Annotated in this window: 5 protein-coding genes; 2 read left to right on the forward strand and 3 right to left on the reverse strand. The window is 57.3% G+C overall.

The genetic code is table 11. From position 1 onward, the window contains the following. Positions 1-2 precede the first annotated feature (2 nt). Positions 3-1,814: an ABC1 kinase family protein gene (locus RSSM_RS29900; RefSeq protein WP_044304026.1), complete on the forward strand. Its 1,812-nt coding sequence runs from the start codon at positions 3-5 to the stop codon at positions 1,812-1,814. Between the two features lie 25 nt (positions 1,815-1,839). Here RSSM_RS29900 and RSSM_RS29905 read toward each other — a convergent pair whose 3' ends face one another. Next, positions 1,840-2,712, reverse strand: coding sequence for a protein kinase family protein (locus RSSM_RS29905; protein WP_008688740.1), 873 nt, complete (start codon positions 2,710-2,712; stop codon positions 1,840-1,842). 778 nt (positions 2,713-3,490) lie between these two features. Between RSSM_RS29905 and RSSM_RS29910 the strand changes: the two genes are divergently transcribed. Then, the gene (locus RSSM_RS29910) at positions 3,491-8,650 is read left to right on the forward strand and encodes an Ig-like domain-containing protein (RefSeq protein WP_044304027.1); all 5,160 of its coding nucleotides are present in this window, start codon (positions 3,491-3,493) and stop codon (positions 8,648-8,650) included. Here RSSM_RS29910 and RSSM_RS29915 read toward each other — a convergent pair. Next, positions 8,647-11,481 carry a bifunctional acetate--CoA ligase family protein/GNAT family N-acetyltransferase gene (locus RSSM_RS29915; RefSeq protein ID WP_044304028.1) on the reverse strand — a complete coding sequence of 945 codons (2,835 nt, stop codon included), beginning with the start codon at positions 11,479-11,481 and terminating at the stop codon, positions 8,647-8,649. The two genes, RSSM_RS29910 and RSSM_RS29915, sit on opposite strands and share 4 nt — an antisense overlap. Positions 11,482-11,781: 300 nt before the next feature. After that, positions 11,782-15,313, reverse strand: a 3,532-nt coding sequence (locus RSSM_RS29920) for a DUF7902 domain-containing protein (protein ID WP_044304029.1), incomplete at its 5' end; no start/stop codon positions are given.

The raw sequence follows: 15,313 nt of genomic DNA on the forward strand, positions 1-15,313 counted from the left end.
TGATGAAGCTGACTTCCATTCCGAGTCTGTACCGAAATCTGCGTCGGGGACGCGAGATTCTATTGGTGCTGCGCCGTTACGGGTTGGCCGACTGGCTCAGTCGCTCACAAAGCCTGCCGTTTCGAAATTGGATCAAAGACCGATCGGGTGTGCCATTAACCCAGTATTCTCGGGTGGAACGGATCCGAATGGCAATCACCGAGCTCGGACCGACGTTCATCAAAGTCGGACAGGTCCTCGCGTCGCGGCCTGACCTTGTCGGGATCGAACTGGCGGACGAACTCAAACGCTTACGCGGCCGAGTGGAACCGGACACCGCCGAACAGGTTCGAGCCACGCTGCGATCAGAACTCGGCGATGATTTTGAGAAAAACTTTTCATCGATCTGCTACACGCCGTTGGCTACCGCATCGATCGGGCAGGTTCACCGCGCGGTCTTGCTCGATGGCAGTCGGGTCGTCCTGAAGGTTCAACGATCAGGGATCGATCGCCTGATGCGACAGGACATCGAGGTTCTCGAAGGCCTGGCCCAACTCGCAGCCCGAGTCGACACGATCGCCGTCTGGGGGCCACGGGAAATGGTCCGGCAGTTACGCCCGATGGTGTTGCACGAACTTGATTTCAATCGCGAACGCAGCAGCCTGAAACAGTTTGCCGACGCGTTGGCCCCAGAACAGGCCGAAGTCGCCGTTCCTGCCGTGGTGGACCATCTTTGCACCCGTCGTGTTCTGGTCATGGAAGAAATGATCGGAACGCCCTTGGCATCGATATTCTCGCATTCGGAATCAGCGAGAAAGAACGAATCGGAGAGCCTGACCGCCGCCTCTGCTGAAAAAACGGCCGGCGAGGATCGCTCGCCGAACGGGGACAACCATCGTGTTTCGCCCGATGATTCGGAGGTCCGCATCGAGGTCACGAAAGAGAAACTCCCACCGGACATCGGTGCGCGGCTGGCGAAAGTCTATCTCAAGATGGTGTTCGAGGACGGGTTCTTTCACGCCGACCCTCACCCCGGGAACCTGATTTTCCTGGACGACAAGCGGCTTGGGATTCTCGACTTCGGCATGACGGGGCGGATCGACGAGACCCTCCGCGAGTCCATCGAAGAAATGTTGGTCGCGATCAATTCAGGTGACCGGCGGCGATTGACTCGGTTGATTCGCGGCGTCGGGAATCCTCGACTGGATCTCGATCAAGCCGCGTTGGAAATCGATGTCGCTGACTTTGTCGACACCTATGGACGTCAATCACTCGACCGATTCGACCTCAGCGGGGCGTTGAATGAACTCACGGAAATCCTTCACCGCCACGGGATTACACTGCCCAACCAATCCGCATTGCTGCTGAAAATGCTGATCTCGCTGGAAGGGACGCTGCGGGAATTAGGCGTCGGATTCGATTCGCTCGACATCGTGCGAACGTATTTGCGAAAGGTCATGTTTCGCCGACTGACGCCGACTCGCCGTCTCCGCCAGGCTCGGCGGATCTACCTCGAGAACGAAGCGTTTCTCGAAGAGGCTCCCGAGCAGCTTCTCGCGGTTCTGAACCAAACTCGACTGGGCCAATTGCAGATTCGCCTGGACCCCAAACGGATCACGCCGTCGGTCAACCGGTTGGTCCTCGGCTTGATGGCGAGCGCCGTCTTCCTGGGGTCATCCCTGCTGCTCGCCTACGAAGTCCCGCCGCTGTTGTTCCCGGATACTAGCGTCGCCGGAATCGAACGGCTGAGCCTCTTGGGACTGCTCGGCTTGATCGCGAGCACATCCGTGATGACCGGACTGTGCATCACGATCCTAAGTAATAACCGCGACTGAGCGGAGACTCCACCGGCTGCTGCGTTTAGGCAGCGATTCGCTGGGCGGAGACGCTCGGACCGATGTGACCGCCGAGGGTTTGAATTTCGAGCGAAAGCAAACGCTGAACGACCGTGCTGATCGTCGGTCGCTCGAGCGGATCGCTAGCGACCATGCTCTCAATCAACTCAGCAACCGGTTCGATCACGTGCTGGGAAACCGGAGAGGTAGCCGAAAGACTCTCCCACAACACGCGTCCGAGGGCAAAAACGTCCATCGCAGGAAGCGCCGCGGTCGAACCGCTCATCAACTCCGGCGACGCGTAGTCCGGCGTACCGCGAAATACTCGGTGCATTGGGGTGTGAGTGCGAGCGGCGAAACCGAGATCGATCAAAGTGACGTGCCCTTTGGCGTCGATCAGAATGTTCTCGGGCTTCACATCACCGTGCACCCACCCTGCGGCATGGAGTTTTTCCAGTGCCTGTCCGATCTGACGCGTCCACCACAGGGCAACCGGCACGGCAAAATGCTCGATCTGCTGCGTACGCTGGTCCATCGAAACCGCGTCGAGTCGAGGCATCACCACGTACGGCGCATGAGGTGAACCGGACGCATCGAGAATCGCGATCAGGTTCGGATGCGTGACCCCGGCCGCCTGGATCGACTGGCCGATCTGACGTTGAGCGTCACGGATCGCGTTGGCGGCGGGGACATCACCGACATCGTTCGAAACCACACCCGCGACGGTCTTTAACACGTAGTCGTAGCGAGGATTGCCTTGGCTGTCAGCGGGCTGCGCTAGAAACAACTCTGTCCCCGTTCCGCGTGTCAGCCGTGATCCGAGCCGCCAGATGCCGACAATCTTTTCGGTACCTTGAAACGCTTGATCTTTCGGGGACGCTGTCGAACGGTCGAACATCTTGACACTCGTGGGCATAAAATCGAGACGGGTTTCCAAGAAAGGTCATCGTCCGGGCGGCCTGGAGCAGGCTAACTCGCTACGAGAAACCGCGATAACCGCTACAGCCGTTAAACCTCCACGGCGCCCCCGCCATCGAGCGTCAGGAATTCCCGCTAAACGATCTGTCGGTTTGCGAGCCCGCTGCGCCGGCGAGGGATTACACAACGGCTGGCTTGCGCATCGTGCCAATAGCAAATAGCCAATCGCGAGCCTCGGGGTTTCCCTTCAAAATCGACAAAACGCCGAGAACATTCGCTGCCTTTGTCGCGAAAACGCGGTCTCGATGACGCTGCAGACCGGAGCCAGGCCGCAAACTTTGCCCAAGGGACCGGGACGTCCTAAAGGTTCAGTTGATCAAGGTTTCAGACTGACCGGCCGCGCTCACGGACACGTAATTCCGGCGTGGAGACGGCCCCGCCGGATCCCTGCAGAAGGGGTCGACGACGGCTCCCACGGCGGATTCCGGTAGGTTTGTAGCGGTTAGGACAGGTGTCGTCATAAACCGTGGGAACTTTGTCGGTCGCAATCGCGTCGGAAACGGTGCATTTCGTTGACAGTGCAGCGCCCCCGATTAGACTCGCTGATCCGCGGACGTGGATTTATCCAAAATTTGCATCCGTCTCGTTCCAGACGGTTTATCCGAGCGAACTGGGTACGAGATGAGAAAATTGACGCCGCTGTCTGCTATCGCTTTTCCTATTCTGGTCCCACGGGCCCCCTCCGCCAGAGACCCTCGATGAACCCTCGTCAGTCCTCCCACACGTCGTCGGATTGGTCACACTCCTCGACCCCATCTTCCGATGCTACTGGCTCCTCCCGTCGCCGACGCAGCCGTCGCCGCGACAAGACGAAAGCTCGCCGAAAGTCAGCCCGTCGTTTGATGATGGAAGGCTTGGAAAATCGTCAACTGCTCGCCGCCAACGGTCTCGGTTCGTTTGCCAACGCCGACGACTACGACGGCCCGCGCAACATCGGAGCCGTATCGTCGTTCTCCTATACCGAGCAAGAAGCTCCGCAGTTGTTTGGTGAAAACGATTTCTACCAGGACGCCGAGTTCATCCCCCTCGGAAATCTGTCGGGGCAACGCGACACGATCGACATTTCGGGAACGGTGAGCTTCACCTTCTCCGGTACGCGGATCGAGAGTGACGTCGACTACTACAGCTTCGATCTGCAGGCGGGCGATGTTCTCGATATCGCGACCCTCGGTGCTGTTTCATCGTTCGACGTCTTCCTGCCGAACTCGGCCGATCCGAGTCAAAGCAGCAGCAGGTTCTGGTTCGGGCAAGATGCGTTTGAAGACGACTTAGATCCATCGCTTTATCCTGCCGATTCGCCGTTGCAGACTCTCGGCAACGCCTACGCGGCTCAGGTGGTTCCTTTCACCGGTCGTTACACGATCGCAGTTTCGGCCGAAACCGGACTGTCCGCCTATAACATTGGCTTGCGGACCTATCGTCCGGTCACAGAGAGCCTCGCGGTCGGCGAAGGCCAAGTTGTCTTTTTGGATTTCGATGGCGGCAGTTTCGCCCGTGACGAGTTTAACTTTGCGACCGCCGAGCCAGGCCTTCCAGTTGGCGGGCGATTCCGTATCCCCGACATCACGCAAACGCTCGATGAAGCTGGCGTGGTGGTTTCGTCGTTCGATCAATATCAACAGGTTGCCGAGAACATCGTCGCAACCGTTGAGCAACAATTCGAAGACATCGGAGTTTATGGCTCCAACGGGTCGTACAGCACGACAGGAACCCCAGGTGATTATGGAATCACCATCCTCAACAGCTTTGACCATCCCGATCCAGGCGACGACCCGCTGGTCACTCGGGTCGTCTTTGGCTCGATCAACTCCTTCGATGAGATCGACGGGGCAGGCCTGTTAGGACTCGCACAGACGATTGACGTCGGGAACTTTGACTTGAGCGAGACCGTGTTGGTCTGGCTCGACAATGAAGTTGCCGCGGCCGAAGGGGTTGAGACCAGTGCCGCCTTTAGTCTGTTCGATGTTCTCGGGCTGGAAATCGGTGCGACAACCACACACGAGTTGGCACACGTATTTGGCCTCTACCACACCGATGGAAACAATCTGACGCCATCGCTCATCGATGGTGGCGGAGCCTTGAACAACGAAAACGGTCTGGGCGTTGGTGTTGACGGCATCCTTGGAACTGCGGACGACGTCGAAGTGCGTTTCCGAACCGACTATGTTGACCCTGACGGTGTCATCACCTTCGGCACCCTTTATAGCGCCGACACAATCTCACACACCCTGGCAACAGGAACCGTCGGCAGTGCGTCGTCAGGTCGCGTCTTCGACGATCTCAACGGCGACGGCAACGGAACCGGCGACCCAGGACTCGCGGGTGTCACGGTCTTTGCCGATACCAATAACAACGGCGTGCAAGATTCGACCGAAGCCAGTGCCGTCACAGACGCGAACGGCTTGTACTCCCTTTTCGCCGCGTCGGGAACCTACACCGTCATCGCGGTGACACCGACCAACTACACGCCGACCACTTCGACGTCGCAAAGTTACACGACGTCTAGCGGTACCGCGCCCACGTTCGGGTTCGGACAAGTCAATCCAGACGTCACGGGCAAGAAATTCTCCGACCTGAACGGCAACGGAGCCCTGGATGAAGGCGAGCCGGGCGTTGAAGGAGCGTACATCTACGCTGACCTCGATGGCGACAACCGTCCCGACCTTGGCGAGCCGTTCGACATCACCGACGAAAACGGCTTCTACACTCTCGACCTCCCCGTACTCGGCCGTGAGTACGCGATTCGTGAAGTCGAAGAGCCCGGTTTCATCCGGACATTGCCCAACAACACCGAAGGTGAATGGGTTATCAACTACACCGGTGGAGCACTCGGCAACAACTATCACTTCGGTGGACTTCCGTCACGAGACTACGGTGACGCCCCTGACAGTTACATGACCAGCATCGCTGCGGGCGGACCGAGCCATGGCACCGTAACCGGACTGACGATCGGCACCGAGATCGACCGAGAATCCGACGGCGTACCGAGCGACGACGCGACTGGCGACGACGTCGTCAACACGACCACCGGCCAAATCGATGATGAAGACGGAGTCGTGCAGAGCGTTGCACTCCGCCCGGGTGCAACCGGAACGATCACCGTTACGCTGACCAACACAACCGGCAGCACCGGCTACCTGCAAGCGTGGCTCGACCTGAATGCCGACGGCGACTTCCTCGATGCGGGTGAGCAAATCCGTACCGATGCGGTCCTCGGAACAGGGACACACAACATTGATGTCACCCTTCCGGCCAGCTTCGACATCAACATCGACGGAACCGACGATGGCGTGCTCGACACATTCAGCCGTTTCCGATACAGCCTGACTCCTGGACTCGGAGTCGGCGGTGGTGCGGATACCGGTGAAGTCGAAGACCATCCGATCCGGATTTTGGCGGCCAGCAACACCGGCGGCTCGGCGAGCGATGATTTCCCGATCGTCCCGCAAAATGCGGTTGCCTATCCAATTGACGTCTTGGCAAACGACTTCAGCACGCCAAGTGATCCGTTGTCGATTACCAATCTCAACACCACAGGTACCCGCGGAATCGTTTCAGTTTCTGGCTCTGCCGGAAACCAGGTTATTCTCTATTCACCGCCAAACGGATTTACCGGTCAAGACACGTTCCAGTACACCGTCAGTGACGGTGATACCGCAACGGTATTCGTCAACGTGCAGTTTGCCACCGACGCACCAATCGCGGTCGATGACATCTTTGAAGTAGCCAGCAACGAGACCAACGTTCCCCTCAATCTGCTCGACAATGACATCGCATCGGTCGACGGCGGACTGCGGATCACTCAAGTCTCACGCGGCACCGGCGGTGGTACGCTGACGATCGAACCGGGCAGCCGTGGTGTGCGGTACACACCAGCGGACGGTTTCGTCGGCACCGAACAGTTCTCCTATTCGATCACCGACGACTCCGGGCAAACGTCCGACCAAGCGATCGGTACGGTTGTGCTCACTCCACAATCGCTCGAAGACGACAAAGCCGAATACAAGATTGAGATTCTCGATGAGAACAACGACACCGAACTGTTAACCCTTCAGGCCGGTCAAACTTTCCGCGTACGAGTGTCGGTTGACGACATCTCGAAAGCCGATACTGAGGCCATCCAGGGTCTGCAGTCCGCGTTCGTCGACCTGCTCTACACCGCGGAACTCGTGACGACGGTTGATACCAACCCGAGCGACGCCTTCCCGTTCGACATTACCTTCGGACCTAAGTTCCAAGCCGGTGCTTTCCAACTCGGAAACTCGCTCACACCAGGCTTGATCGACGAAGTCGGCAGCACGCAATCGTTTAGCAACCTCGATACGATCGGCAGCTCAAACGACTTGGCATCGTTCACCGGTTTCGAAGAAGTCTTCACGATCACAATGCAAGCCACTGGCTCTGGATTGGCGACGTTCAAGACCGATCCGACCGAAGCCGCCGTGAGTGAAACGACGCTCATCACCGATACCAACCCAGAAGTGCTCGATTACGACGAGATCCGCTACGGCTCGACCGAGATCGAAATCGCGCCTCTCGGGGACGGTTTCCCAGTGGCTCTCGATGATTCGTTCCCACTCGGAGTGGACTCCGTCGGCGCGACCATCAATGCAGCCTCGGCGGCACGATTCGATGTGCTCGACAATGACTTGATCGGTGACAACGACACCGTCACTGAGTTGACGTTGAAAGAAGCGGCGCTCAACGGCACGCTCACCCGAGTTGACGTGGGTGGGGACAACGATCCATCCAACGACTACTTTGCATACACGCCAAACGTTGGCTTCTCTGGATTCGATCGCTTCTCCTACATTTTGACGGTCGAAAGCCCTGACTTTGGCACCGTGCGAAGCGTTGCTGAAGTGACCATGACGGTCGGTGCGGTCGATGATCCACTGGTCAGCTATGACTTCACGTTCGTCGACGAATCCGGCCAAGAAATCACTTCGGTTCCCGTTGGCCAACGCTTCGGCTTGCGAATCGACGCGATCGATCTGGGAAGCGGCCGTCCGCCATCCGACGCGGTATTCGCCGGCTTCCTCGACATCCTTTACAACACGGACTTCCTGTCGACCATTCCGGTCGACAACAGTGGCGACCCAGACGTCTTCGACTTTGATGTCGAATTCGATCCACAGTTCTTGCTCGATCCCGCGGTTGGTGTGAACGATCGACCTGGACTGATTGACGAATTCGGATCCAACCAGGGTAGCCTCGGTGGATCGGGCCTCACGTTGGCAACGATCTACTTCCGCGGTGTCGCACCTGGAACCACTACCGTTACCGGATCGCCAGCCGATCGCTTCCCATTCCAAGACACGCTCTTGGATCAGAACGACAATCCGGTTCCTGTCGAAAACATCCAGTACGATTCTGAAACGATCGTGATCACCGGTGCCGGTGAACCACTACAAAACACCGTGATGCCGCCGGATGTCAACGGCGACAACCTTGTGACTGCCATTGACGCACTGATCGTCATCAACGAAATGTCGCGTCGCGAGGCATCGGGCGAAATCGCCGCATCAAGCGATCGGACCTACTACTACGATGTCAACGGTGACGGATACGTAACCGCAGTCGACGCGTTGCAGGTCATCAACGAACTCAACGCGACAACGGGTCCAAGCGGCGAAGCGATTGCTCCCGCTCCGGCTGAGCAATCATCAGCAGAAGGTGAACCTACCGACACCGTGATCACCGATTTGACATCGGAAGCCAAGGTCATCGGCGGTTCGCAAGAAGATGAAGATGTCGTTGCTTCGCCTGCCGACTCGCCTTCGAGTTCGGATGACGATTCCGACGACGACGATCTTCTGTCCCTGCTCGCCGACGATATCGCGAATCAATGGAGCTAGAGTTGCTTGCTGACGAGGATATCGTCCTCGTCCGTAAGATCTCGAGTAAACCCTCGATGGGCAAACATCTGTAACATGCGGTGATTGCGTGGATCCACTTCCGCCGTCACCGTTCGAATGCCCCATCCGTCGCAAATCGTCAAGCACTCGTCGGTCAGTAAAGAGCCGAGCCCACGTTCTTGCCAAGGATCGGCGACCAAGACCGCGAATTCTGCTTTCTCGTGATTGGAATCGGTCACGAGCCGTCCGACACCCGCGATTTCAGTCTTACCGTCGCGGTGTGTTTCCGCCACGATTGCGAGCTCACGCTCGTAGTCCGTAAAACAGAACCGTGCCGCGAGGTCATGGTTGCTGCACTGCAACAGGTAACGGAAACGCAACCGGATGGATTCCTCCGAACAGGTCGCCAACATCTCACGCCACTTCGGCTCATCTTCCGGAGCAATCGGCCGCAGGATGAATTGAGTGCCATCGGCGAGCCGACAGCGACGCACGTATTCGTCCGGATAAGGTCGGATCGCCAAATGGGGAAATTGCGGCGATCGATCAGGCGACGTCGTGCCATCGTTGGGCATATCCAGGTCGATCACGATGTTCGCATCCAACGCGATCGTGCGTTCCGGTGTGACCAGGAGCGGATTGACATCGAGTTCGACGATCTCGGGGTGATCGGCGAGAAGATAGGAAAACCGCAGCAGAACACTCAACAATTGATCCATATCAACAGGCGGCCGGCCGCGATACTCACCCAACACCGGCCAACACTGCAACCGCTCGAGCATTCGACGCGCGAGCCGTTCGTTCAGTGGTGGCAGTTCGAGCGAACGATCCTGTAGCAATTCGGCATCCACTCCTCCGGCGCCTACCAACATCACCGCGCCAAAGACCGGATCACGTCGTGCTCCGATCAGTAACTCTCGTCCGTACGGATCGACAACCATCGGCTGCACCGTGACACCGCGAAAATCGGCATCGGGACGGCGTGTCTGGCACCGTTTTTGGATTTCATCGAACGCGGCTCGCACCCCATCCGCATCGGCAACATTGAGGATCACACCGCCCACCTCTGTCTTGTGCACGATGTCGGGAGAGAAGACTTTAACCGCGACGGGAAATCCAACCTGTTGGGCGTAGCGAACGGCCTCATCGGCGTGACTGGCGACAATCGGCCGAGTCGTCGCAATCCCGTACGCTTCCAACAATGCCTTCGAATTCGACTCGGACAACAACTCCGACTCGCTCAACATCAATGACGCGAACGATTCACGAAGCGCCGCCCGATCGCGATGAAACTCAATCGGCATCGTCCGGGGCGTTTCCTGCAACACCTCTCGGTTCTTTGAATAACGATAAAGATACGAAAAGGCACGCACCGCTTTGGCCGGTGTGTCGTAAACGGGTATCCCCGCCTGTGCGAGCCGTGTCGCCCCCTGACGAACCCGCTGCCCGCCCATCCAAACCGCGAGAATCGGTTTGCTGATATGCCGTGCTGATTCGACCAAGGCATCCGCGATACCGGTCGCGTCAGTCAACGCCTGCGGTGTCAGCACCACGATCGCAGCGTCCACCCCTTCATCCTGGAGCACAGTCTGAACCGCGCGGGAGTATCGCTGCGGAGTGGCGTCACCGAACAAATCAACGGGATTAACCACTCCGGTGCATCGGCCTGCACCTTCGTCATTGTTTTTCAAAAGATGAGCGGGCGTGTTTTCGATCAACTGCTCGCATGGATCCTTCCCATCCAAACCACTGCGTTGCCTCTCGCCGCTGAGATCGGCAACCAACGCCGAATCTCCGTCATGCTGCGTTTTATACAACTCGACGGTCGTGTCTTCTGAAAACTCAGCGAGCTTGCATTTCTTCTGCAAAACCGCATCGGCCACCATCACCCCCGCGGACCCCGCGTTACTGACCACGGCTAAACGCGCCCCACGAGGTGGCTTGTGATGAGCGAGCAGTTCGGCGCAGTGAATCAGATCATCAAACTCCTCCACCCGCACCACTCCCGCGCGAGCAAACGCGGCGTCATAGACGGCATCAATCCCAACCATCGCTCCGGTATGCAGCGCCGCTGCCCGAGCCGTCGTTGCAAAGCGTCCTGACTTGTAAGCAATTATCGGCTTCTGTCTCGCAAATGCCCGAGCTGCGGACATGAAACTTCGAGCATCAGCAATCGATTCGATGTACATGACGATCGACTCCGTATGCGGATCCTCCGCGAGGAAATCGATCAGATCTGCGATGGTGACATCGATCAGGTTTCCCAGGGAAACAAAGTGCGAGAAACCGACGCCTTCCTTTTCCGCCCAATCCAACATCGCAGTACCAAGCGCTCCCGATTGTGTCAGCAGTGCGATATGCCCGCGCCGCGGCGACGTATCCGCAAAGCTCGCGTTCAGACCAGAGTGCGTGGAGATGATTCCCAATGAGTTTGGGCCGATCACTCGCATGTTCGGATAGCGTTTGGCGACGGCAAGCAACCGTCGTTCTAACTCTCGCCCATCCTCTCCCGTTTCGCGAAAGCCAGCAGAGAGAATCACGACTCCGCGAACACCTACTTCACCACACTCTTCGACTAGCCCCGGGGCGGACTTTGCCGGCGTGCAGATCACAGCGAGATCGATTGTGCCATCCACGTCCGAGACACGATTGACACACCGCACATCTTCAACGTGATCATAGTGACGGTTGACCGCGACGATCTCTCCGGCATACCCGGCCTTTTGAAGGTTCCGGACGACCGTGTTTCCTACGCTTCCCTCCCGCTGGCTCGCACCGATAACCACCACACGTTTCGGAGAAATTATTCTGCGTAGGTTGCGAGTAGGCATGAGCGTGCTTCCGGTGATTCGGTTGGATAGAATCGACCATAGCGGAGTCTTCACGGCGCATCCAGGCCGTCGTAGCAGACGAGCGTCCGCGTCACGCCTTTGCGGCAATTCTCATCACATAGAACTTAGCCGAACCACGTCCTTACAAACAAACTGGGGCAAGTTGTCGCAGAAAAATCGACGTTGCCAACATGCCGCGTTCGATGTTTTCAGCCAACCTTGAACGGTGTGCAGTTCAGCTCGCGATCCTGCCACTTCAGCCGCTCATCGGTTGCAGCCCACCACTGGTGGCATATTCCGCTACTCTTGATCGCCCGGATCGAGAGCCTCTTCCACCTGCTGATAAGTCTGCATCATTTGGTCGAGCTGTTTGAGCAACCGGTCAAGGTCACGCCCATTGTCAATCGACTCGTTCAGGAGTGGTCGCATCCACTCCTGCATCAAATGAAACTGGCCTTTGATCAGTTCAGCCATCACCCGGGGAACCTTGTGTTGTACGAGAACCTTTTGTTCGACCGGCGTGTTCGATTGTTGCCGCGTCAGCTCTTCGATTTGTTCCCCGGTGGATTGCAATCGTTGGCCAATGGAATCTCCGATCGCCACGAGCGATTGACGCAACGAGTCGACACGTGCGTCCATGCGTTGTTCGGCCGAATGATCTTCCATCGCAATCGCTTTCGCAATGACCTGGCGAATCGACTCCAACCCGTCGCGCATCGACGCCAGTTGACGCATCACTTGACCGACCTGATCCTCGCTATCCATTCCGGCCATGCGAACGCTCTCGACGAAGGCATACTTGATCGCGTCCCATCGGGCTTGTTCGTCCGGCGTTAGGATCCCCATCAATTCTTTGAACTTCAGAACATTGGCTTCGTTGTCGGACGTGAGCGTTTGCGCATCCTGCTCGTAGTTGCTCACGATCAATGTCTGCAGTTCGGTATCATTCATCACCGGCGCGACACGCTCAGCGATTCGGTTCATATTCCGATAGCTGCCCTGCAGTTTGAATGGAGGTTCGGTCCGATACGCATCCGCCTGCGCGGCCGAACGAATGTACGCTCGGTTGACGCGAAGAACGACGTCACGGACACGCAGCAATTTGCGAATGACTTCGAACATGTCACGGACTTGATCGAGCGAAAAGTTACTCTCGAGTTCAACCCCTTCGATGGAGTCACGCTGCGCCGCCATCGCGATCTTTCGAGCGTCGTCCGGTGGCGCTGTGGACAGAGGTGCCAACGTCGAGTTACTCGACAAACAGTTCTCGATGTAGCTCATCTCGAACGAGTCGGCGCGATCTCCAATAATCTCACCTAGGTTGTAGACGTCGGCACGGTTGGAAAGCATGTCAGGTATCTGAAAACGCTCGCCACTTTCGGTGTACGGGTTCCCCGCCATGACGACGGAAACACGCCGGCCTCGAAGGTCGTAGGTACGTGTTTTGCCGTCCCGCACGCCTTCGATCTTTCGCGTCGCATCGCACAACGAAATGAACTTCTGCAATAACTCCGGATGAGTGTGCTGAATGTCGTCGAGGTACAACATCACGTTGTCGCCCATCTCCAACGCCAGGTTCAACCGTTCCACCTCTTCACGTGCGGCCGCGTTGGGTGCTTCGGCGGGATCGAGCGACGTCACCCCATGTCCGATCGCAGGGCCGTTGATTTTCATGAACACCAATCCGAGACGATTGGCGACATACTCCATCAACGTTGTCTTTCCGTATCCCGGCGGCGAGATCAACAGCAACAAACCCATCCGATCGGTACGCTTATCTTCACCCGCCGTTCCCATTTGCTTGGCGAGGTTGTCACCAATCATCGGCAGGTAAACTTCGTCGAGCAACTGATTGCGGACAAAACTACTGAGCACTTTCGGTTTGAACTCATCCAGACGCATGGATTCTCGCTCCGCGTCCACTAACGTCGACTTCGCTTCGTGTAACGCATGGAAACGCGGCACAACAGAACGACGATACTCACCCACCCGGCGCATGAACTCGTGGTAGTGCACCGTCATTGCCCCATCGACGATTCGCTCATGGCTGCCGACGAGAGAATCAACCTCCATCGCGACAGGGACATCCACTACCTGCAACCGACGTTCGAGCAAATCGTTCTTAGCTCCGTCCGGTGCTTCCGCCTCATCGCCATGAGATCTTTCGATCTCCAACAACAAAAGCCAGGCGAGTTCATCCCGGTACTCAGCGTCGCCATCGGTCGAGGCCGTTACACCATCGGGTTGTCGCTTTTTGATAAACGCGTCGCACCAGTTGCGTGCCAGAATAAACGAGCGAACGGGATCGTCCGCATTCGGCTTCAATCCGGCGATCAACCATTTCTGGCGATCGCTCTGCGGCAATGCGTTCTTAAAGTCACCGAGCAATTCGACGGCGTGACCACTCGCGGTCGCTTTCGTCGGTGCCACGAGCAGTTCGTTGAACAGATATTCGGCGAGCCGTTCGGCCGTGATGGATTCGCCAAACAGAGGTTGCCAGACGGAAAGATCTTCGCCCGCAAGGCTCGCCAATCGTTCCCGGAATTGCACGGCGGGTTCCGCATGCGGGTACGCCCGAGCCAACTTTGCGAAGCCGGCAATCCAGTGCTTCATCTCGGATTGTTTTTTCGGATCAAGAATCCGGTTCCACCAAAATTGCCCACACGCTCGCAGGCTTGGTTCGTAACGAAGCAATCCGAGTTGTCGGTCGATCGACAGCAGAGCGTTCAAGATGGCGGCGGTGTCACGGTCGTGAACCCCTTTGGCGTAGCCTTCATCAAAGCGACCGTTCATTTGCTCGGCAACCCACGCGGCATCCACGGTCGTCTGATGAGCCAATGCTCCAGACGTGAGTTGCTCGAAAAGATCCATCGCGAGAAACTCGGAACGATAGACATGACGATTTTCGCTGACGAGCGGTTGGTCCCAGAGGTCGCGTGCATCCTGCAGTCGCGGATCACGCAGCGGTTCGAAATACTGCGTCCCCGTTAGATGCAGACACAGCTCACCGCCTCGCAACACGGTCGTCAGGTCGAGTGGCTGCGTATTGACGGCAAACCTTCGTTCGCCGAGCCGGATGATGTCGCCCCCGTCCTCAAACAGATCTTGTCTGTCTTTCAACCCGCGAGTCGCGTCCTCACGGATTACCTTCAACCGTCCCTGCAAGTCGCCAACCCGAACCGAATCGCCGAGTTCATCAAGTTCGTCGATCAGACTACGGATCTTCCCGACCATCAGGTCGCCTGCAAAGTAGGCGGCGATCGCGTCGGTTGAATCCATCGACGACACACGCGATGAGATCGCTTTGAGGATCCGATCGGCAGCGGACGACAGGGATTCAGCGCGACGATTGCGTTTCTCGACCAGAGCCACCTTGCGAGATTCAAACGCCGTGTAGACCTCTTCGCGTCGTTCGGCGAGAGTCTCAATGAACTCATCAAATTCGGCGAATCGACCTTCGAGTTCCTCGAGCCCGACCATCACTTTGGTGAGATACTCATCGCAACGTTCAGGCGTATCGCATACGTCGAGGTAACCCGATGTCGATTGTTGCAGCAATTTCATCTGCGACGCAAACTCGGCACGGCCCTCAATGCCGATCAGATCACGACGACGGTTCTTGAGCGAACTGCGAACACGGTTGACGTCCGCAAAAACATCTCCAATCGCATCGATAATCTGAGTTCGCTTGGTCGCGTCCTCGATCTCCAGGTTGCTAACCGTTTCGGTAAGCAGCTCGAGTTCCGAAGACGCCTTATCAATTTCGTCTTCGAGTTCCTTCGCTTCCGCGACGCTGCTGATTTCGGGTATTTTGCCCTCGGCCTCGGCGATT

Source organism: Aporhodopirellula sallentina SM41 (assembly GCF_000346505.1).
Lineage (GTDB): Bacteria > Planctomycetota > Planctomycetia > Pirellulales > Pirellulaceae > Rhodopirellula > Rhodopirellula sallentina.

Excerpts from the sequence above, each read along its gene's own strand:
- RSSM_RS29910 (WP_044304027.1), top strand. The coding sequence starts at position 3,491 with ATGAACCCTCGTCAGTCCTCCCACACGTCGTCGGATTGGTCACACTCC.
- RSSM_RS29900 (WP_044304026.1), top strand. The coding sequence starts at position 3 with ATGAAGCTGACTTCCATTCCGAGTCTGTACCGAAATCTGCGTCGGGGA.
- RSSM_RS29915 (WP_044304028.1), bottom strand. The coding sequence starts at position 11,481 with ATGCCTACTCGCAACCTACGCAGAATAATTTCTCCGAAACGTGTGGTG.
- RSSM_RS29905 (WP_008688740.1), bottom strand. The coding sequence starts at position 2,712 with ATGTTCGACCGTTCGACAGCGTCCCCGAAAGATCAAGCGTTTCAAGGT.